We start from the raw sequence: 22370 nt of genomic DNA on the forward strand, positions 1-22370 counted from the left end.
ATGACAGCAAATTTATGACGGTATCAGTGTCTTAATTTTATAATTTATATTTTGATACCGTCTCCTATACCGTCATTTTTTTCGGTTCTTGTCAACCATTAGCAACCATAGAAAACAAAAAAGCCACCAGTAACTTACTGATGGCTCTTGGTTTTTTAACCTTTATCAACTATTGCTGATAAACGGTATTTTATTCCCACTCAATCGTTGCTGGCGGTTTACCACTGATGTCATAGACTACTCGTGAAATACCATCAATTTCATTAATGATTCTGTTCGAGACACGGCCCAAGAAGTCATATGGCAGATGCGCCCAATGAGCGGTCATAAAGTCAATAGTTTCTACCGCACGCAAGGATACAACCCAGTCGTATTTACGGCCATCTCCCATAACACCCACAGAACGAACTGGCAGGAATACGGTAAATGCCTGGCTGACTTTATGGTACAGATCTGCCTTATGCAGTTCTTCGATAAAGATAGCATCAGCACGGCGTAGCAGGTCACAATATTCTTTTTTCACTTCGCCCAATACGCGAACACCAAGGCCTGGTCCTGGGAATGGATGGCGATACAGCATGTCATATGGCAGGCCTAATTCCAGACCGATACGGCGTACTTCGTCTTTGAACAATTCTTTCAGTGGTTCAACCAAACCCAGTTTCATATCTTCTGGCAGGCCGCCAACATTGTGGTGAGATTTAATCACATGGGCGTTGCCAGTTGCAGATGCTGCGGACTCGATGACATCTGGATAAATCGTGCCCTGTGCCAACCATTTCACCTGAGTTTGTTTCGATGCTTCTTCGTCAAACACATCAATAAATACGTGACCGATAGTTTTGCGTTTAGCTTCTGGCTCATCAATGCCTGCCAGTGCAGACAGGAAGCGCTCTTCCGCTTTAACATGCACGATGTTCAGGTCAAATTTACCTGCAAACATCTCCATCACTTGATCCGCTTCGTTCAAACGCAGCAAACCATTATCGACGAAAACGCAAGTTAAGCGCTTACCAATTGCACGGTTCAACAGCAGTGCGGTGACCGAAGAATCCACGCCGCCAGACAGAGCCAAAATAACATGGTCATCACCAATCTGCGTACGCAGACGTTCTACGATATCATCGATGATAGAAGCAGGCGTCCACAAAGCTTCACATTGACAAATATCCAGTACAAAACGTTGCAGGATATTCAGGCCTTGGTGAGTATGGGTGACTTCAGGATGGAACTGTACGCCATAAAAACGTTTTTCATCGTTAGCCATGATAGCAAACGGGCAAGTATCTGTGCTGGCAATGGTTGTAAAGTCAGCAGGGATTGCCGTTACTTTGTCACCATGGCTCATCCATACATCCAGCAGTGGTTTGCCGGTTTCGCTCAGGGCATCTTGGATATCGCGGAATAGTTCACAATGATTCTTGATTTCAACCTGCGCATAACCAAATTCACGCTCATCAGAGTTGGAAACTTGACCGCCCAATTGCATAGACATGGTTTGCATACCGTAGCAAATACCCAACACAGGTACACCTGCATTGAAAACATACTCCGGCGCACGTGGGCTATTGTGCTCAGTCGTACTTTCTGGTCCACCAGAAAGGATAATACCATTCGGATTAAATTCACGAATTTGTTCTTCAGTGACATTCCATGTCCAAAGTTCACAATAAACACCGATTTCACGAATGCGGCGAGCAATAAGCTGGGTATACTGCGAGCCAAAATCAAGGATCAGAATGCGATGCTGATGGATATTAGTTGTCATTTTGAGGTGAATTCCAAAAACAAGTGGCGATTAAAAAATAAAAAAAGTCAGTGGCCCAATGATGAGCCACTCTGAATAAAATTACAGACCTAAACGATAGTTTGGTGATTCTTTGGTGATTGTCACGTCATGAACGTGGCTTTCCTGAATACCTGCACCACTGATACGAACGAATTCGGCTTTAGTTCTTAGTTCATCAATGGTTGCACAACCCGTCAGTCCCATACAAGAACGTAAACCGCCCATTTGCTGGTGAACGATGGTTTTCAGCAGCCCCTTGTAAGCCACACGACCTTCAATACCTTCAGGAACCAGTTTGTCAGCCGCATTATCAGATTGGAAGTAACGATCTGAAGAGCCTTTGGACATTGCGCCCAAAGAGCCCATGCCGCGATAAGATTTGAAAGAACGGCCTTGGTAAAGTTCGATTTCACCTGGAGATTCTTCTGTTCCTGCCAGCATGGAACCAACCATCACACATGATGCACCCGCCGCAATTGCTTTAGCAATGTCACCAGAGAAACGGATACCACCGTCTGCAATAACAGGAATACCAGTGCCATTCAGTGCTTCAACTGCATCTGCAATGGCCGTGATTTGAGGAACACCGACACCAGTAACGATACGGGTTGTACAAATAGAACCAGGACCGATACCTACCTTAACGGCGTTCACACCTGCTTCTACTAGTGCCTTGGCACCTTCACCTGTCGCTACGTTACCGCCGATGATGGGCAGATCAGGATACTTAGCGCGAGTTTCACGAATACGCTGCAATACACCTTCAGAATGGCCATGGGAGGAGTCAATAAGCAGAACATCTACCCCCGCAGCAACCAATGCGTCAATACGTTCTTCGTTGCCAGAACCCGCGCCTACCGCAGCGCCAACCCGCAGGCGACCTTGTTCGTCTTTACATGCGTTTGGTTTACGCTCTGCTTTCTGGAAATCTTTCACGGTAATCAAGCCAAGCAAGTGGAAGTTATCATCAACAACCAGCGCTTTTTCAACACGTTGCTCGTGCATTTTTTGCAAAACCACTTCACGGGCTTCACCTTCTTTTACCGTCACCAAACGCTCTTTAGGCGTCATCACCGCAGTTACAGGTTGTTCCAGATCAGTCACAAAGCGCACATCACGACCAGTAATGATACCTACTAGTTCGTTTTTTCCTGTTACCACTGGGTAACCCGCAAAACCATTACGTTTGGCCAGTTCATGAACTTCGCGCAGAGTCGTTTGTGGCGTGACAGTGACAGGATCAGTCACCACACCGCTTTCATGTTTCTTCACGCGGCTGACTTCTTCAGCTTGGCGTTCAATTGACATATTTTTATGAATGAAGCCAATGCCCCCTTCTTGTGCCAGTGCGATTGCCAGTGAAGATTCCGTCACAGTATCCATGGCTGCGGAAAGCATAGGTATGTTCAGGCGAATAGCGGAAGTTAATTGAGTGGACAAATCTGCTGTGTTAGGCAAGACTGTTGAGTGGGCAGGAACCAACAATACATCGTCAAAAGTTAATGCTTCTTTTTTAATTCGTAACATGGGCAATATCTCACCAGGCTATGGAGCAATAAGAGGGATAAAATATTGCCGCGGCATTATACAGGCCGAAATCGGTTGCCTCCAGCATTTTTTGAAAAAAATTCTTGATTAGTAATATGATGGGATTAATATCAATCGATTAAGTCATTGTTTTAAAATTTGATCTAGCTCACATGTCACTACCAATCAATACTGGAATTTTTTCCGTTAGCCGTTTAAACCAGACTGTTCGTCAGTTGCTTGAGCTGGAAATGGGCAGAATTTGGTTATCCGCCGAAATATCCAATTTTTCTCAGCCATCGTCAGGGCATTGGTACTTCACATTAAAAGATGAGCGAGCACAAGTTCGTGCGGCCATGTTTCGCAGCCACAATTTGAGGGCAACGTTTCGTCCACAAAATGGTCAGCAGGTATTGGTGCGGGCACAAATCACATTGTATGAGCCTAGGGGTGACTATCAACTGATTGTAGAAAGTATCCAGCCTGCCGGAGATGGTTTGCTGCAACAACAGTTTGAAATGTTAAAGCAAAAGCTTTCTACTGAAGGCTTGTTCGATCAAATTCATAAAAAATCATTGCCTTCTCCGGCCAAACGACTCGGTGTTATCACTTCCATCAGTGGGGCAGCACTGCATGATATTTTGCATATCCTGAAACGCCGTGATCCTGCCTTGCCAATTGTCATTTATCCTACGGCTGTTCAGGGAGCCGAAGCGCCATTGCAGATTATTCGGGCAATCGAACTAGCAAATGTACGACAAGAGTGTGATGTTTTGATTGTCGGGCGAGGGGGCGGATCTTTGGAAGATTTGTGGTGTTTCAATGATGAACACGTGGCACGGGCAATATTCCAAAGCCATATTCCCATTGTTAGTGCTGTCGGTCATGAAACCGATGTCACTATTGCGGATTTTGTCGCTGATTTACGCGCGCCAACACCTTCTGCGGCAGCAGAGTTAGTTAGCCGCAATCAAATAGAGTTATTGCGACAAATACAATCCCTGCAACAACGCCTGGAAATGGCAATGGATTATTTCTTTGCTCAAAAACAACAAAGAGTTAATGTATTGCAGCATCGCCTCCAGCAACAACGTCCTGATTTACAACTGGCGCGTCAGCAGAATCATTTAGCTGAATTACGGCAAAAATTGATTGATAGTTTTTCACATTGTCTAAAACAGCATTCAATTTCATATGAGAAGTTGAATCAGAGATTGCTGCAAATCCATCCTGAGAAGAGGATCCAGCGTCACAGCCAATCTATCCAGCAATTTGATTTTCGTTTGAAACAAGCCATTGAACGGCAATTGGGGCGTTATCGGGAAAAATTTGCGGTTTCTTGTTCACACCTGGAAGCTGTTAGCCCGCTGGCAACGTTGAGCCGCGGTTACAGTATTAGTGAAGCTCCTGATGGAAAGTTACTGAGACAGGTTAAGCAAGTGAAAGCAGGTGATATGCTGAAAACACGGTTGCAAGATGGCTGTATTGAGAGTCAGGTGATACAGGTTAAAAAAGCGAAGTAACATCCAATTAAAATAGAGAAGGAGTTCAGATTGATGGATTTTAGCGGCTACATAGACAAGATCACTTATTACACTCATATATTAGGTAGAGAGACAAACTGTATTGCAGGAAGCGTAGAAGGCCTGAGTTATAATTTGTACCAATCTATGGAGCAAGTGATGGGAGTGGTTATAGCCTATCATGGAGGTGGTGTAAACAGTCAGGCTGGCTATGGTATTTTCGCCCAGAAATTGAGCACGATGGCTCCTGTGGCCGTTTGCCTGGTAGATATTCGCGGCCATGGGCAATCTGACGGTGTAAGAGGCACGGTGGATTATCCAGAGAGAATTTGGCGTGATGTAGATATTATGCTTCAGGAGATGAAGCGTCTTTTCCCACTGGCGCGTCTCTATTTGTTTGGTCATTCTAGCGGTGCAGGCATGTTGTTGAATTATTTCACTCGTCATCGCCCGCAACATAAAGTTGATGGCTTATTTATGCTGGCATGTGAGCTAGGGCCGTTTGCCAACTTTAAACGCCAGCCTGATGATGCCCCGCCTTTTGCTGAAATAAGCCGATGGCCGTTTATCGTAAATACGTTGAGTAGGGGGCTGTTTTGCGGGCAAACTTTTGCCGTTAAATTCCGTTTTTCTGAAGAAGCACTTGCATCTATGGATGGTTTTGTTGAGCGCTATAGCGTCAATATGGCAAATGCCTTGACGCCGCGCTATCCAGATAAACAATTGGCTGCTTTGTCTTTACCTTCACATTTTTTAGTTGCTGAAAAGGATGAGTTGTTTTCTCCCACGGCGATGAAAGAATTTGCCACTCGCTATGGTTCTTCATACCTCAAGGTGAGTGTTTTACCAAGGTGTTCCCATCTAGATTGTATTTTTGCCGTTGCTCCTTACTTATGTAAAAACTTAACTCAAGATTGGTCTAGTTTGCGGGAGACAAAATAATACCGGAGACGAAAATTGTGGTTTTATCTCGGTTTGAGGCTCATTTTTTCCTCAGTATACTTTTGCATTGCTTTGGCATGATAAGTGATATGATCTTCAATAAAGCTGGCGATAAAGTAGTAGCTATGATCATATCCTGGCCGAAGATTTATCGTCACTGGATAACCGGTTTCATCGCAAATATCTTGCAACAAATGGGGGCGTAACTGTTCATCCAAAAAGTCGTCATTGAGGCCTTGATCTACCAAGATAGGAAGCGGTTCTTTCGCATTCTTAATCAGTTCCACCGTATCATATTGTTTCCAATCTGATATATCTTCACCAAGATAGGCTGAGAATGCTTTTATTCCCCATGGAACCTGGCTAGGGGCCACAATGGGTGAAAATGCTGACACACTGCAATAACGTCCTGGATTTTTCAATGCAATGGTCATTGCGCCATGACCGCCCATTGAGTGCCCACTGATTGCTCGTATATTCGTTACTTTGAAGTGTGTCTCAATCAGGTTGGGGAGTTCTGAAACAACATAATCATACATACGATAGTGTGAAACCCAAGGATATTTCGATGCATTGAGATAAAAGCCAGCACCTTTGCCAAGATCATAGACGGGGTCGTCAGCAACCTCATCCCCTCGTGGGCTGGTATCTGGAGCCACAATAACGATACCCTGTTCAGCAGCATAACGTTGAGCACCTGATTTTGTAATAAAATTTTGCTCGTTGCAGGTCAAACCAGAAAGCCAGTAAAGAACAGGCAATTTTCTTTCTTTAATCTGAGGGGGTAAGAAAATTGCGAAACGCATCTGGCAACCCAAAACGTTTGATTCATGTTGATAGACATCTTGCCATCCCCCAAAACAGGCGTGATGTTCGATTCTTTCCATGACTTCCTCTCTAAAATTATTTGTTACAGTGATTATTTTATTACTTGTCACGCGATGCTCGACTTTAACACCCTATAACGTTGGCTTGTTGAAGCCAGTCGCGTTGATTTTTACCTTGTTTAACATTGGCAAAAATACCCAACGTGTGAGAAAGCAGTTTTCTGGCAATTCGATTACTCAAATGCCACAAATCCCGTGCCCAGCACTTCTCGATAGCAAATTGTCCGGCGAGTTGACCAATCACGGTTTCAATTAAACGGCGTTTGGCGTTAATGATCCTTCTCGTTTTTCTGGGGAGGGGATCATCCATATTGGCTCGCACCGGGGTAATCATTTCAATACCCTCCACCCTCATTTCCTGCTTAAATTCAACGCCTAAATACCCTTTATCACCCAGCAAACAGCCTTTTATCGAGCCGAGCACATCCCAGATTGCTTCACGCTCACTGACACTGGCGGGCGTCAGTGTAAACCCGGTTACCACGCCGGTTTCGTCTATCATGAGATGTCCTTTGAAGCCGTAGTAAATTTCGTTTTTGGCGGCGCAGTACCCATAATCGGCTTGTCCTTTGAAGTTGGCACAGCCTTTTGCTCTTTTGAATCCACAGACGGGCAATGGAAATCCGTCGATAATATGTACCGGCCTGTCGAGCGCGCCCAATAACCTCGCCAGTTTTTCTTGCAGTTGTTGTTTAACAACCCAAAGATTCGAAATCTGTTTAGCGAAATTGGCGCGTGAACCCAGCCCCGGAAACCATTCGCGCCAGTGGCCATTAAAGTACGTCCAAATGCCTTTATCTGTTGAAAACCCTAAAAATTCACCCACCACTTCCATCGTGATAGCTTCTGCATCGCTCAGTTTAGGCGGATATCCCCGGCTTCTGAATCGCATACCTTGCTGTAACTGCGTTAAATTGTCATCTACCCAACAAAACACCCAAATGATAAAATCTTGCTGTGACATAGCCTTTTGTTCCTTTATTTCTCTATTTTTGACGACTTAAAGTTATAAAGGAGCGGCTATGTCATTTCAACTCATCATAAAAGTCGAGCATCGCGTTACTTGTCAGATACCGTGTTGGCTGGCAACACGGTTTTCTGTCAACGATCCAAACTGAATCAGTAGTAAATGACTGTTCGGATTGATTTACCTTCATGCATCAGATCGAAAGCCTCATTAATGGATTCCAGAGGCATCGTATGGCTAACGAAAGGTGCCAGTTCGATTTCACCTTTCATTGCTTTTTCCACCATTCCCGGCAACTGGCTGCGTCCTTTTACGCCCCCGAAAGCGGTGCCTTTCCATGTACGTCCGGTAATAAGTTGGAATGGTCGGGTGGAAATTTCTTGTCCAGCACCCGCGACACCGATGATGACTGATTGTCCCCATCCTCGGTGTGCACATTCCAGAGCGGCACGCATGACATTGACATTACCGATACATTCGAAAGTATGATCAACACCCCATTGGGTCATTTCCAGAATGACCTGCTGGATAGGTTTATCGTAGTCATTGGGATTGAGGCAATCAGTGGCACCAAATTGTCTGGCAAGTTCAAATTTAGTTGGATTGGTATCAATGGCAATAATGCGTCTGGCTTTTGCCTGGCGAGCGCCCTGAACAACGGCCAGGCCAATCCCACCCAGTCCGAAAACGGCAACAGAATCTCCCGGTTGCACTTTGGCTGTGTTGTGTACGGCACCGATACCCGTAGTGACACCACAACCCAACAGGCAAACTTGTTCATGGTTTGCCGTTGGATTTATTTTTGCCACGGAGACTTCAGCAACGACAGTGTATTCACTGAATGTAGAACACCCCATGTAGTGATAGACAGGTTGTCCATTGTAAGAAAAGCGTGTTGTGCCATCTGGCATGAGGCCCTTGCCTTGTGTTTCACGGACTGCGATGCAAAGGTTTGTTTTCCCAGACTGACAGAACTCACATTTACCACATTCTGCCGCATATAATGGAATGACATGGTCACCGGGTTTGACACTTGTGACACCTTCACCCACTTCGACAACGACACCGGCACCTTCATGCCCCAGGATAACGGGGAATATGCCTTCAGGATCGCTACCTGAAAGGGTAAAGGCATCTGTATGGCAGACACCTGTATGGCTGATTTTTATCATTACTTCACCGGCTTTTGGTGGAGCAACATCAATTTCGATAATTTCGAGTGGCTTGTTTGGCCCAAAGGCGACGGCAGCACGTGATTTCATATAATCCCTCTTTGATTTTTTTGTACAGAATATTTTAATGCTTCTATTTGTCTGGATATTATCCGTATTGTTTGATTTTATTTTTGAGCTATGACCAATCAATCAATAAAAAATATTTATACACATCAATATCACTATCATTATGTAATATTGCCGGCTTCTGAAATTAATTCAATCTTAATAAAATTAGCGAGTTTGTGTATTTTTTTACAAATAAAATCGAAGTTATCGTATGGATTTTTATCAAATATTTTTTGTTATCAGCGTTTGGTTAAGTGGATATGCTAAGTGAACAATTTTCATAAAAACCCTATACCAATCGCCTTTCAAGATGCGTCTTATATCTTCCCGCTAAGCTGCAATTTGAGGTTGGATTGGTATATAACCATAGCGTTGTCAATTGACTTTAAACAGAGGAATAATGTCTTTTGTAAATTATTTAAAATAAAATGATAACTTTTATTGAGACCTGCTAATAATAAGCCCATCGACTAACCCATTTTATATCGTTCTATAAAAATCATTGAAGATGATATATCAATCGTCTTGCAAGATGCGTTTTATAATTTGCAAGCTGCAACTTGACGTTGGATTGGTATAAACGCTCTTACCAAGTAGCTCTATATTCTGATTTCAAATCATGGAGGTTTAATGGCTGAATTCAATTCTCAACCCATTAAATTTGCTTATTGGGTACCAAATGTTTCAGGTGGATTGGTTATAAGTAAAATCCAGCAACGTACCAACTGGGATCATACTTATAATCGCAGTCTGGCTCAAATCGCCGAAAGTGTAGGTTTTGACTACGCATTGACCCAAATTAGATTTACTGCTGGATATGGTGCTGAAAACCAGCATGAATCGATGACTTTTTCGCAAGATCTGCTTTCGGTAACCAATAAATTGAAAATCATTGCTGCCCTTTTACCTGGGCCCTGGAAACCGGTGTTGGCCGCTAAACAGATAGCAACAATCAGTCAGCTTTATGGCGCCCGTATTGCGGTTAATATTGTTAGCGGTTGGTTTCGCGGTGAATTTAAAGCGATTGGTGAACCGTGGTTGGATCACGAAGAACGCTATTTACGTTCTGAAGAATTTATTCGTTGCTTGAAAGGGATCTGGTCACAACCTGCGTTCAGTTTTTCTGGTGATTTTTATCGTTTTCATGATTATATTTTAAACCCCAAGCCACAGACACCCTTACCGGAAATTTTTCAAGGAGGGAGTTCCAGAGCTGCCAGAGACATGGCTGCGCGCGTTTCTGATTGGTATTTTACTAATGGCGGCAGTGTGGAATATATTCAAAAACAAATCGACGATATCAGAGCTAAGGCGTTATTGAATCATCATCAGGTAAAAATAGGCGTTAATGGTTTTGCTATTGCCCGTGATAATGAGAAAGAAGCTCGCTCAGTATTACAGGATATTTTAGATAATAGTGATTTTGACGCGGTGAAAAGTTTCCATCATGAAGTGCAAAATGCGGGAAATGCATCACCAGAAAAAGAAGGGAACTGGGCAAAATCAACTTTTGAAGATCTTGTGCAGTATAATGACGGCTTTAAAACCAACCTTATTGGCACGCCATTACAAATAGCCCAACGAATTATTGAATATAAAAAAGTTGGCGTAAACCTGATGTTGCTTGGATTTTTGCATATGCAGGAAGAGCTAGAGTATTTTGGCAAAAATGTCATTCCACTTGTTAGAGAATTGGAACAACAAGCCGATTGAATAACGATTTATTGATTTTAAACGACAGTTTGAAATCTATTGGCTATATATCAATTTAACTTCAGGATGCGTGTGATTTCTCCCCCGCGAAGCGGGGGAGAAACGCTCGGAACCTACAAGGGTGCCTGCCTTATTAACTCCCCCCGCGAAGCGGGGGAGAAACAATATGTATCTTGAAGCTTGAAGTGAGATCGAAATATCAGATCATCCATTCAACTGACTAAGTTTCTCAATATTCTGCCATAAGCGGGTTACCCATTGCTCGACATGGGGGGCAGACAATAGGGTCATATGATTGCCGGGCACAACGATCGTATCGAGTTCTGCCACCAGAAGACGCCATTGGGTTTCACGAGTTCTCCTTTCATCCTTATCGCCTTCCTCGGCATTAACCAGATGGACACGCCCCTCATAACGATCACGAGGAATATAACGGGTGTTCAGATTAGCCTGCATAACGTGAACAATCCCTTGCAACAATGATACTGGTGTTTTGGCCGGGAAAAGGCCTGCTTTGATCAGGGCACTGTGCAGATACTGAATTTGTTCATCCGCGGCCAGGTTAGCAAAATCTTGCCTGCTGAGCGGAAGCGGCTGATTTAATATCATATTATAGATATCGATCAACTCCATAATTGTCTCAATACGGTCAACTGACTTGAGGGCACTCCCTTGCTGGTCAGGCTCATCGGTATCGATAAGAATCAGCTCGGATACCTGCTCTCCTTCCGCTTGCAATTGCAAGGCGATTTCAAAAGCAATCCAGCCGCCAAAAGAGTGGCCTAGCAGGTGATAAGAGCCATGAGGTTGGATTTGCCGGATATTTTGGATATAGGCACGAGCCGCGCCTTCAACACTGCGGTAAGGGGAATGACGTTCAATCGTGAACCCACGTGCCTGTAAAGCATATACCGGAAGTTGTGGTGGGAACGATAGGGCCAGTTCGAGCAGGCTGGACGGGCTAGCGCCGGCACCCGGCAGGCAAAAGAGTGGCGATACGGATGGCGTGCCCTGCTGGATCATAACCCGTGGGTCGAAGGAAGGCATATCCGGTAAATTTTCAGTGATTGAATCCACGATTTGGTTGAGCAGGGGCGGGTGCATAATGGAAAAATGCGTCCCGCCGATAGGGTGGAGCACTGAATCATGACCGACAATGCCATGCCAGCCGTGCCAACTGTCGCTGTTAACTAACTCCTCCGCCGTATAGAGGTGGACTGGTAAGGCGGATTTTTGCGCGCTATGCCTCCGACCGAGCTGTGAAATTATCTCGGCGGTATAGACACGCAGAAGAATATCTTCGCGTGTGATACCTGTCGGTAACCACTGGCGTTCGATACAGTGATTAAGTACCTGTTCCACGTTACTGAGATGGCGCAGCTCTGCCAACGCTTTCTCATCGTCAATCATCTTTTGGGTATACAGTGTGTGAATGATGAGTTCTATTCGTCTTGCTTCCTCGTTTACCGATGATTCGACAGTGATTGAGGGTACACTATTCTCTTGGTGGGAATGATTATAGGAATCGATCATGCCGAGAAACTCGACTGTTTCACCGTCACGGGTTAATTGTTGGGCTATTTCATAGGCAATCTCTCCGCCAATCGACCAGCCCATCAGACGATAAGGCCCTTGTGGTTGGAGGTGGCGAATGGCCTGAATATGGCAGGTGGCAAGTGCTTCAAGCGACTCTGGAGGATGTTCCAATGTATGAATACCAAGTGCCTGTAAGGCGTAGACCGGAAGTTCAGGGGGTAACAGGGTAGCCAAAGGAGAATATACCAAGGGATCGCCGGAAGTTTCGTGCACTAAGAATAAAGGCCGCAACGTGCCTGCCGGACTGAGTGGGACAGGATTTTCATCAAATGGGGATACGGGCATGACGAATGGTTCCTTAATAGTCAAGGCCAGATCACATAAGGTTGGATGGGCGAACAGGGTGGCCAATGAAACCTGCATATTTTGTTCGCGCATGTGATTCAACAACTGTACCGCGAGCAGTGAATGTCCACCAAGCTCAAAGAAATGGTCATGACGGCTAATCCTCTCCAGTCCTAGTAAATCTTGCCAGATTTTGGCCAAAGTGATTTCGGTCTTATCGATGGGAGACTCATAGCCCCGCACCGCGAAAGCGGACTGATCGGGAACAGGTAACGCCTGACGGTCGAGTTTACCGTTAGGGGTGAGCGGGAACGTGTCTAACGTAACAAAGGCACTGGGCAGCATATAGTCGGCAAGATATTGGGCGAGTTGCTGGCGCAGTTCCACAGGTAGTAATTCACTCCCTTCTTGCGGTAACAGGTAAGCGACCAGTCGTTTTTGGCCGGGTTCATCTTCGCGGGCAATCACCGCCGCCTCACGTACCCCGTCACATTGCGTCAGTTTGGCTTCGATTTCTCCCAGTTCAATGCGGAACCCGCGTAGCTTGACCTGAAAATCATTGCGGCCAAGGTATTCAATATTGCCATCCGGTAGCCAGCGGCCGAGGTCACCGGTTTTGTACATACGGGCGCCTGGTTGCGAAACGAAGGGATCAGTCAGGAAGCGCTCGGCGGTGAGTTCAGGCCGGTTCAGATAACCGCGCGCCACACCGGCACCGGCAATATAAATTTCCCCCGTTACGCCGCGCGGAACAGGCTGACCGTGTGCATCCAGAATATAAATCCGGGTATTGGCGATCGGACGACCAATCGGTGGTGGATTATCCTCTGCGGTGGCAACACAGGGATAGAGTGTGGCACAGACCGTGGTTTCCGTTGGTCCATAGGCATTAAGCATTTGCCGCCCGGGTGACCAGCGTTTGACCAGGGTTGGTGGACAGGCTTCGCCTCCCACTAGCAAAGTTTGCAAGGTATCGGGCAGGGAATCCATCGCGGCTAACGCAGTGGGTGACAAGAGAACATGGCTGATAGCCTGCTCGGTTAAGTAGTGAGACAGTATGGTTCCGGGCAAGAGATCAGCCCGTTTGGCCAAATAGAGACGAGCACCCGCCATTAAGGCCATGCAAGATTCCCAAATACAGGCATCGAAACTGTTTGAGGCAAACTGTAAAACGCGACTGTTGACGGTGAGTGCCAACGTATGTTGCTGGGTGGTGATTAAGTTGCACAGGCTTTGGTGTTCAATCATCACTCCTTTGGGTTGACCGGTCGAACCGGAAGTATAAATAACATAAGCCAGATGGTGTGATGCTAAACCCAATGCCTGCGCGTCTGGATTGCTGGTGGGTTGGGTTGACAGGCACGGTTCAGGGTTATCCAGCAAGACGGTGGGTAGGGTGTTAAACTGAACGAGCCACTCTGACTGGACCAACCCTGATTGGGTCAGTAAAGCCACCGGAGCGGCATCTTCCTGCATATAGGCCAGTCGTTCGGACGGGTAGGCCGGATCAAGTGGCACATAAGCTCCGCCCGCTTTGAGGATAGCCAGCAAGCCGACCACCATCTCCAGGCTGCGCTCGGCACAGAGGGCGACCCGATCATCCGGATGCACGCCCAATGCAATCAGATAATGGGCCAACTGATTGGCGCGGTGGTTTAACTCACCATAGCTCAGTGTCTGGTCTTCATAGACAACGGCAATCGCTTCGGGATGCTGGGCGGTTTGCATCTCAAACAATTGGTGGATCAACGCCTCTTGTGGGAAATCGGTTTGAGTCGTATTGAAATCTGCCAGCACTTGTTGCCGCTCTGCCGCCGGTAAGATAGGGATACCCCGGATCGCTTGTTGCGGGTTGTGAATTAAGGCATCAACCAAACCGCTGATGGCAGTTGCCAGATAGGTGGTGATCCGTTCCGGTGCAATTTCACTGACAGTCAGCGCCGTGAGTTGGAAGCCGTTCCCCAAATCATCCACTGACAGGGTGATGGGATAGTTAGTGCGTTCCTTTGCGGTCAAAATACGTATGCCTGCCCAAGTAGTGTCAACTGCCTCGGTTTCACCCTCTGCCGTTTCATTCGAAGGGCCATGACGATAATTGAACAACGTGCTGAACAGCGGCATAGGTAACTCCACGCCACTGCACTGTTGTGCCAGCACCAATGGAGACTGCTCATGCTCCAACAAGGTGGTCAGGTTGTGATAGGTATCTTGCACGATGTCTTGCACCGTGCGCCCAGCCAGAGATATACGCAGGGGCAACGTATTGATAAACATCCCCAATATTTGGTCAGATCCCGCGCCACCTTGCAAACGTCCCAGAAGTACGGAGCCAAACACGACATCATCCCGGCCGCTGGTGTGTGCTAACACTTGTGCCCACGCAACATGAAACAACACACTGGGGCTGACACCGAAACGGCGTGCCTGAGTACGGATGGCTTTGGCCAGATCCGGTGCGATAGAGAGATGGCCCTCGGTAATAAGGTCGTTGTCAGTTTGTACCTTAAGTATCCCAAAGGGTGCGGTGGGTTCATTAATATCAGCCAGTTGGGCGCGGAAATAAGCCTCGTGGTCGGTGGTGGATGCGCTCAAAATTTGTGCGATAAAATTACGATAAGGCAGTACCGTTGGCAGCTTCTCCGTCTTGCCTTGCAAGATAAGCGTAATTTCCGCAAAAATCAGCTCCAGTGTCAGATGGTCACTGACCAGATGATGAAAGCGCAGCGCCAGCAACCATTCATCTTGTGCCGGATTAGGGGCGATATCAGCAGTAAAGAGAGGAGCCTGGTTCAAATTGATACGGTGCTGGCGTGGATCGGTGTGAGCCAGTAACTGCGCTGGAATGTCATCCGCCGAGGCAGGGATGAACTCATGGACAATCAGTGGTGCCTGGCGCCAGACCACTTGCACCGGTTGTGCCAGATCTTGCCAATAAGCGGCGGTGCGCAGGATATCATGCCGATCGATGACGTGTTGCAGCGCCGCTAAAAAGGCATTCAGGCGCTCACGGGTATCAAAAGCAAGTAAACTTTGCAGCAGATAATTATCCCCTTGTGCCTGTAACAAATGATGGAACAGGATACCTTCCTGCAAGGGAGCCAGTGGATAGATATCCTGTACATTGCCTGCGCCACCGGGGATCTGCTCAACGAGGGTATCGATCTCAGCCTGAGAAAGAGAGACTAAAGGCAGCATATCGGGCGTGATAGCCGTACAATCTTCGGGGATACGGTTGGGTGGCACGACAAAGGCGCAGACCTCACGCTGGATAGCCTGAGCCATATCGGTAAGGACAGGTGAGGAGAATACGCTGCGAATATCGAGTTGCCAGCCCAGCTTACGTAGCTCTTCGGTTAGGCTGACAATCATCAGTGAATGGCCGCCGAGTTCAAAGAAATGGTCATGGCGGCTGACCTGTTTCAATCCCAAAAGTTTTTGCCAGATTTGGGCTAAGGCGATTTCTGTCTCACCGACAGGGGCTTCATAGCCGCGAGCAACAACCGCCGATAAATCGGGCGCTGGCAGAGCCTGGCGGTCGAGTTTACCGTTAGGGGTGAGCGGGAAAGTCGCTAAAGTGACAAAGGCGCTGGGCAGCATATAATCAGCGAGGTGCTGAGTCAGTTGCTGACGCAGTTTAGCCGGAACCAGTTCAGTCCCCTCTAACGGGCGCAAATAGGCCACCAGCCGTTTCTGGCCTGGCTCATCTTCACGAGCCAGTACCACGGCCTCGCGCACGCCGTCACATTGGTTGAGTTTGGCTTCGATTTCCCCCAGTTCAATGCGGAAGCCCCGTAGTTTGACCTGAAAATCATTGCGGCCAAGATATTCGATATTGCCATCGGACAGCCAGCGGCCGAGGTCGCCGGTTTTATACAGACGGGCATCAGGTTTTGAAGAGAACGGATCGGGCAGGAAGCGTTCAGCCGTGAGTTCAGGGCGATTCAGATAACCGCGGGCGACACCCACCCCGCCAATATAAATTTCCCCCGCCACCCCCATTGGAACGATTTTCCCGTGGGTATCCAGAATATGGATTTGGATATTGGCAATAGGCTGTCCAATCGGCACGTGCCCGATATAGCAATCCGGCACACACTGCCAGGCCGTGACATCAATAGCCGCCTCGGTGGGGCCATATAAATTGTGCAGTGCACTGTGAGGCAAGTGGGACAGACAGTGTTGTTGCAAGGCATAAGGCAGTGCTTCCCCACTGCATAAAATTTGGCGCAGGGAAAGGCAGCGGCCGGCCGGAATGTAATGGAGGAAAATTTGCAACATGGACGGCACAAAATGGATCGTCGTGATGTGACGGTTTTCTATCTCTTCCAATAAATAGTGTGGTTCTTGGTGGCCGCCGGGACGAGCCATCACTAATTGGGCACCAGACATCAGGGGAAGGAAGAATTCCCAAACAGAAACATCAAAACTAAACGGCGTTTTTTGTAAGACGCGATCGTGCGGGGTTAATTGGTAAGTCTCCTGTGCCCAGAGTAAACGGTTAACCACACCGCGGTGTTCATTCATCACGCCTTTGGGCTGCCCCGTGGAACCAGAGGTGTAGATAACATAGGCCAGATGACGGGATGTCAGCCCCAGCGTCTGTGCGTCTGGGTTGTCAGCCGGTTGTGCGGCCAGAAACGATCCAGGGTTATTCAGGATCTTATCCAGCAAGATCACCGGCACGGTGCTGTCAAGTTTATCGCATAACGTGGCCTGCGTCAGTAAAACCACCGGCGCCGCATCATCCAGCATATAGGTCAAACGCTCAGTGGGATAAGCGGGATCGAGTGGCACATAAGCGCCACCGGCCTTGAGGATAGCCAGTAACCCCACCACCATCTCCAGACTGCGTTCGGCACAAATGGCTATCCGATCGTCATGGTGGACACCCTGTTCAATCAGGTGATGCGCCAGACGATTAGCATGACGGTTCAATGCCTCATAGCTGAGAGGCTGATCGCCACAAACGACGGCGGTTGCATTGGGTGTTTTTGCCACTTGTGCTTCAATTAATTGATGGAGCAGTGTCTCTTGTGGGAAATCAACTTGAGTGGCGTTAAAACCGGTGAGCAGTTGTTGCCGCTCTGCCGCTGGTAAGATAGGTATATCCCGAATCTTCTGTTGCGGATTGTGAACCAGGGCATCGATCAAACCGCTGATGGCAGTCGCCAGATAGGTGGTGATCCGTTCCGGTGCAATTTCACTGACAGTCAGCGCCGTGAGTTGGAAGCCGTTCCCTAAATCATCCACTGACAGGGTGATGGGATAGTTAGTGTGCTCCTCTGCGGACAACGTCCGTATGCCTGTCCAAATGGTATCAACCGCCTCTGTTTCGCCAGATGGGCTATGACGATAATTGAGCAAGGAGCTGAACAGCGGCATGGGTTGTTCCACGCCACTGCACCGTTGTGCCAACACTAACGGTGCCTGTTCATGTTCCAGCAAGGTGATCAGATTATGGTAGGTCTCCTGCACGATGTCTTGTACTGAGCGCCCGTCCAGAGAGATACGCAGGGGCAGGGTGTTGATAAACATCCCCAGTATGCGATCAGCCCCCGCGCCGCCTTGCAGGCGACCCAGTAGCACGGAGCCAAATACCACATCATCGCGGCCGCTGGTGTGGGCCAATACCTGCGCCCAGGCGACATGGAACAACACACTGGGACTGATTCCCAGCCGACGCGCTTGAGAGCGAATTGCCTTCGCTAACGTAGGGTTAAGCGGGAGACGGTGTTTGTTGATGGCGCTATTATCGCTGGGTACGTTAAGTATGCCGAAAGGGGTAGTGGGTTCATCAATATCCGCCAGTTGATCACGGAAATAGGCTTCATGTTCGGCTACTGGCACACTTAATGTTTGGGCAATAAAATTGCGGTAGGGCAGCATGGTGGGCAGTGTTTTTGCATTGCCCCGTAGGATTTGGGCAATTTCCGTTAAAATAATCTCCAGTGTCAGATGGTCACTGACCAGATGATGGAAACGCAGGGCCAACAGCCATTCATCCTGTAGCGGATCATGGGCGATATCGGCGGTAAACAGTGGGGCATGATTCAGATTGATACGGTGCTGACGCGGATCGGTGTAAGCCTGCAACTGTGCTGAAATATCATCTTGCGCAGCAGTTGGGGTAAAAATCTTAATATCCAGTTGTGCTTGACGCCAAACTACTTGAACCGGTCGCTCCAATCCTTGCCAGAAGATAGCGGTGCGCAGGATATCATGGCGGTTGATAACCTGTTGCAAGGCCGTTAGAAAGCTATCGAGGCGATCACGGGTATCGAAAGCGAGTAAACTTCGCAGCAGATAATTATCTCCCTGTGTTTGTAACAGATGATGGAACAGGATCCCTTCCTGCAACGGAGATAATGGATAAATATCCTGTACATTACAGGCTCCACCGGAAACGGTATCAACGATGGCATCGATCTCGGCTTGGGAAAGCGAAACCAATGGCAACATATCGGGGGTAATGGCCGTACAATCTTCCGGGATCAGGTTGGGTGGCACCACGAAAGCCTGGGTGTCATGCTGGATAGTCTGGGCCATATCAGTGAGGACAGGAGAGGCGAACACGCTGCGGACATCGAGCAGCCAGCCCAAATTGCGCAGTTCTTCAACCAGGTTGACAATCATCAACGAATGGCCGCCGAGTTCAAAGAAATGGTCATGGCGGCTGACTTGTTTCAGATCTAAGAGTTTTTGCCAAATCTGTGCCAGGGCGATTTCTTTCTCACCAACGGGCGCGGCATAGATGCGGGCGACGACGGCCGATAAATCCGGTGCCGGCAGCGCCTGACGGTTAAGTTTGCCATTGGGGGTGAGCGGGAACGTGTCTAACATGACAAACGCACTGGGCAACATGTATTCAGCAAGATGCTGGGTCAGTTGCTGGCGCAGTTCAGCCGGCACCAGTTCAACCCCCTCTTGTGGCCGCAGATAGGCCACCAGCTTTTTCTGGCCTGGCTCATCTTCGCGCGCCAGCACGACCGCTTCGCGTACGCCGTCACACTGGGTGAGCCTGGCTTCGATTTCCCCCAGTTCGATACGGAAACCCCGTAACTTGACCTGAAAGTCATTGCGGCCAAGGTATTCAATATTGCCATCGGGCAGCCAGCGAGCCAGGTCGCCGGTTTTGTACATCCGGGCATCGGGCTCTGAAGAAAACGGATCGGGCAGGAAGCGTTCGGCGGTCAGTTCAGGGCGATTGAGGTAACCGCGGGCTACGCCGTCACCGGCAATATGGATTTCACCTGCTACCCCGATAGGAACGGGTTGACCCTGCGTATCCAAAATATAAATTTGGGTATTCGCGATGGGGTGACCTATGGGGATTTTTCTGTTTTTACCTTCAACACCCTCGTTTTCCATAACAGGAATTTCATAGGTGGTGGCAAACGTGGTTGTCTCGGTTGGCCCATACACATGCAGTAAGTGTCTGGGGGGATGCTCGGTTCTGAGACGAATAGCCGGGCGGTTATCCGCCTGCTCACCGCCGAACAGGACATAACGTAAGCCAGAGAGGGATGGCCCAATGAGTTCCGCGTATTGGTTAAACAAAGCGGTGGTCAGGAACAGGGCAGTGACCCCTTCCGATGACAGACACTGACCAAACTGTGTGGGCTGGAGCAAGACTTTTTCCGGGATAAGCACAATACGCGCCCCATGCACCAGCCCCGCCCATATTTCCCAGGTGGCGGCGTCAAATGAAACATTGGCGCAATGGGCAATACAGTCGTCAGGGCCAATCTCAGCAAAGCCACTGTTAATGATAAGACGCAGGACATTGCGATGTTCGACCATCACGCCTTTGGGTTGTCCCGTCGAGCCGGAGGTGTAAATCACATAAGCCAGATGGCGTGATGTCAGCCCCAATGTCTGGGCTTGCGGGTTGTGCGTTGGCTGGGTTTCCAGCAACGCTTCTGTGTCATCAAGCACGATGACCGGCACCGTTGCAGGGACGCTGTCGCGCAGTCTGTCGCATTGTGCGGTCTGGGTGAGTAACACCACCGGGGCGGCATCGTCCAGCATATAAGCCAGCCGGTCGGTGGGATAAGTTGGATCGAGCGGCACATAGGCGCCACCGGCCTTAAGGATGCCCAGCAAACCCACGATGGCGTCCAGACTGCGTTCAGCACACATCGCCACCCGATCATCCGGCCGCACGCCGACAGTCATCAAGTAATGGGCCAACTGGTTAGCCCGATGATTTAACTCACTGTAGCTCAGGGTCTGCTCTTCATAGATGACCGCAATGCGGTCGGGATGCTGTGCCGCCTGGGCTTCAAACAGCGAGTGAATCAACGCGTTTTGCGGGAAATCGGCCTGAGTGGCATTAAAGTCCACCAGCAGTTGTTGCCGTTCTGAGGTGGGCAGCAGGGGCAACGTGGCAATGCGTTGGGTGTCATCCGCCACTATTGCAGCCAGCACGTTGTTGAAATAACCGACTATCCGCTCAACGGTAGCGGCATCGAATAAATCGGTGGCATATTCCAGCTCACCAACCAGACCGGCCTCGGTTTCACTCAGTGATAAGGTTAAGTCAAAATGTGCACTATAATGCTTCTGGGTAATCGTCGTCAGTTGCAACCCCGGCAGGGTCAACTCTTGGGCTGGGGTGTTGTTTAAGGCCAGCATCACCTGAAAGAGCGGATTGTAGCTTAAACTGCGTTCCGGCTGGAGCGCTTCCACCACCTGCTCGAAGGGCAGATCCTGATGGCTATAGGCGGCCAGCGCCCGCTCCCGCACCTGGGCCAGTAAATCGGCCACACTGAGATCATCATTGAAGGTAATGCGCAAGGCCAGCGTATTAACAAAGAATCCCATCAACCCTTCCAGTTCCTGGTGTGGACGGTTAGCGACGGGGGTGCCAATAACAATATCATTCTGCCCACTAAGCCGAGCCAGTACCAGACTCCAGGCACTGAGCACCGTCATAAACAAGGTAGTATGATGACGCTGTCCAAGTTCCTTCAGTGAAGCCAATAAGTTTGCATCAATGTGCACTGGCACTTGGTTGCCCGCATAGGTTTGTACTGCCGGACGTGGCCGGTCGGTTGGGAGGGTGAGTAAGGCCGGCGCGTCAGCAAGCTGGGTGCACCAGAAATCACGTTGTTTAGTGAAGGCCATGCCTTGTAACTGCTCCTGTTGCCAGACCGCATAATCAGCATACTGGATCGGCAGGGGAGGCAAAGGATCAGGCTGGCCGTCAAGGGCTGCACGGTAAAAGGTGACCAGTTCTTGCACCAACACACCGACAGACCAGCCGTCAGTGATAATGTGATGCAGGGTCAGCAACAGCACATGTTCGTCGTCGGCCAGTTGCAGTAGTTGTCCACGGATCAGCGGGCCTTGGGCAAAATCGAAGGGCGCCTGTGCCTCGCTATCGGCGAGTTCGGCAACACGCTGGGTACGCAAGACGGGATCGAGCAGGCGCAGGTCGTGGCAGGACAGGGCAAAACCGATATCAGCCGGATCGATATGCTGGCGGGGCTGGCCTGCTACCAGAACAAAACGGGTACGCAGGCTTTCATGACGGGCAATCAGGCGATCCAATGCTGCTTTCAGCACAGGGTAGTTTAGCTGGCCAGTGAGGCGTAATGACACTGGCAGATGATAAGCCTGGCTGGCTGCCGGATCGAGCTGGCTGATAAACCACAGCCGCTGCTGGGCAAAAGAAAGTGGCAGGGGGTGATGCCTGTCCGCGGGTTTGATGAAGGTTGGCTGCTGTTGCCCCTCGCGGGCTTTCAGTTGTTCTTCAAGTTTTTTCTCCAGAACCGCACGTTTCAACTCATCGATATTCATATTGATCTTCGTCATTATTTACTGCCTCCACGGGTCTCTTTCCCGCTTAAAATGGCC

At 48.7% G+C, this 22370-nt stretch carries 9 protein-coding genes; 3 read left to right on the forward strand and 6 right to left on the reverse strand.

From position 1 onward, the window contains the following. Window positions 1-190: 190 nt before the first annotated feature. Together guaA and guaB are read right to left on the reverse strand one after the other, a co-directional pair. The gene (gene guaA / locus AAC853_RS08540) at window positions 191-1768 is read right to left on the reverse strand and encodes a glutamine-hydrolyzing GMP synthase (protein WP_340614281.1); all 1578 of its coding nucleotides are present in this window, start codon (window positions 1766-1768) and stop codon (window positions 191-193) included. Window positions 1769-1849: 81 nt separating this feature from the next. After that, the gene (guaB, locus tag AAC853_RS08545; protein WP_338885381.1) at window positions 1850-3316 is read right to left on the reverse strand and encodes an IMP dehydrogenase; all 1467 of its coding nucleotides are present in this window, start codon (window positions 3314-3316) and stop codon (window positions 1850-1852) included. Between the two features lie 173 nt (window positions 3317-3489). Between guaB and xseA the strand changes: the two genes are divergently transcribed. Both xseA and AAC853_RS08555 read left to right on the forward strand, forming a co-directional pair. After that, window positions 3490-4839, forward strand: coding sequence for an exodeoxyribonuclease VII large subunit (xseA, locus tag AAC853_RS08550; RefSeq protein ID WP_340614282.1), 1350 nt, complete (start codon window positions 3490-3492; stop codon window positions 4837-4839). 33 nt (window positions 4840-4872) lie between these two features. Further along, the gene (locus tag AAC853_RS08555) at window positions 4873-5781 is read left to right on the forward strand and encodes an alpha/beta fold hydrolase (protein WP_340614436.1); all 909 of its coding nucleotides are present in this window, start codon (window positions 4873-4875) and stop codon (window positions 5779-5781) included. Between the two features lie 23 nt (window positions 5782-5804). On the opposite strand, the gene fghA is transcribed toward AAC853_RS08555, so the two are convergent. The 3 genes from fghA to AAC853_RS08570 all read right to left on the reverse strand — a co-directional run bounded on the left by fghA (window position 5805) and on the right by AAC853_RS08570 (window position 8897). Continuing rightward, entirely contained in the window at window positions 5805-6668 is an 864-nt protein-coding gene (fghA, locus tag AAC853_RS08560; protein ID WP_340614437.1) for an S-formylglutathione hydrolase, read from the reverse strand. 64 nt (window positions 6669-6732) lie between these two features. Continuing rightward, on the reverse strand, window positions 6733-7632 hold the full coding sequence (locus AAC853_RS08565) for an IS982 family transposase (protein WP_338882532.1): 900 nt from the start codon (window positions 7630-7632) through the stop codon (window positions 6733-6735). A gap of 155 nt (window positions 7633-7787) precedes the next feature. Beyond that, complete coding sequence (locus AAC853_RS08570; protein ID WP_340614283.1) at window positions 7788-8897, reverse strand: S-(hydroxymethyl)glutathione dehydrogenase/class III alcohol dehydrogenase; 1110 nt, start codon at window positions 8895-8897, stop codon at window positions 7788-7790. 651 nt (window positions 8898-9548) lie between these two features. On the opposite strand from AAC853_RS08570, the gene sfnG reads away from it, so the two are divergent. After that, complete coding sequence (gene sfnG, locus AAC853_RS08575; protein ID WP_340614284.1) at window positions 9549-10631, forward strand: dimethylsulfone monooxygenase SfnG; 1083 nt, start codon at window positions 9549-9551, stop codon at window positions 10629-10631. 204 nt (window positions 10632-10835) lie between these two features. On the opposite strand, the gene AAC853_RS08580 is transcribed toward sfnG, so the two are convergent. Next, the gene (locus AAC853_RS08580) at window positions 10836-22328 is read right to left on the reverse strand and encodes an amino acid adenylation domain-containing protein (RefSeq protein WP_340614285.1); all 11493 of its coding nucleotides are present in this window, start codon (window positions 22326-22328) and stop codon (window positions 10836-10838) included. Window positions 22329-22370 lie beyond the last annotated feature (42 nt).

Source organism: Xenorhabdus thailandensis, from assembly GCF_037996785.1.
Classification (GTDB): domain Bacteria; phylum Pseudomonadota; class Gammaproteobacteria; order Enterobacterales; family Enterobacteriaceae; genus Xenorhabdus; species Xenorhabdus griffiniae.

What these genes read in the sequence shown, in the direction of transcription:
- sfnG (WP_340614284.1), top strand. Translation starts at nt 9,549, where the DNA reads ATGGCTGAATTCAATTCTCAACCCATTAAATTTGCTTATTGGGTACCA.
- AAC853_RS08565 (WP_338882532.1), bottom strand. Translation starts at nt 7,632, where the DNA reads ATGTCACAGCAAGATTTTATCATTTGGGTGTTTTGTTGGGTAGATGAC.
- AAC853_RS08555 (WP_340614436.1), top strand. Translation starts at nt 4,873, where the DNA reads ATGGATTTTAGCGGCTACATAGACAAGATCACTTATTACACTCATATA.
- AAC853_RS08570 (WP_340614283.1), bottom strand. Translation starts at nt 8,897, where the DNA reads ATGAAATCACGTGCTGCCGTCGCCTTTGGGCCAAACAAGCCACTCGAA.
- guaB (WP_338885381.1), bottom strand. Translation starts at nt 3,316, where the DNA reads ATGTTACGAATTAAAAAAGAAGCATTAACTTTTGACGATGTATTGTTG.
- xseA (WP_340614282.1), top strand. Translation starts at nt 3,490, where the DNA reads ATGTCACTACCAATCAATACTGGAATTTTTTCCGTTAGCCGTTTAAAC.
- fghA (WP_340614437.1), bottom strand. Translation starts at nt 6,668, where the DNA reads ATGGAAAGAATCGAACATCACGCCTGTTTTGGGGGATGGCAAGATGTC.
- AAC853_RS08580 (WP_340614285.1), bottom strand. Translation starts at nt 22,328, where the DNA reads ATGACGAAGATCAATATGAATATCGATGAGTTGAAACGTGCGGTTCTG.
- guaA (WP_340614281.1), bottom strand. Translation starts at nt 1,768, where the DNA reads ATGACAACTAATATCCATCAGCATCGCATTCTGATCCTTGATTTTGGC.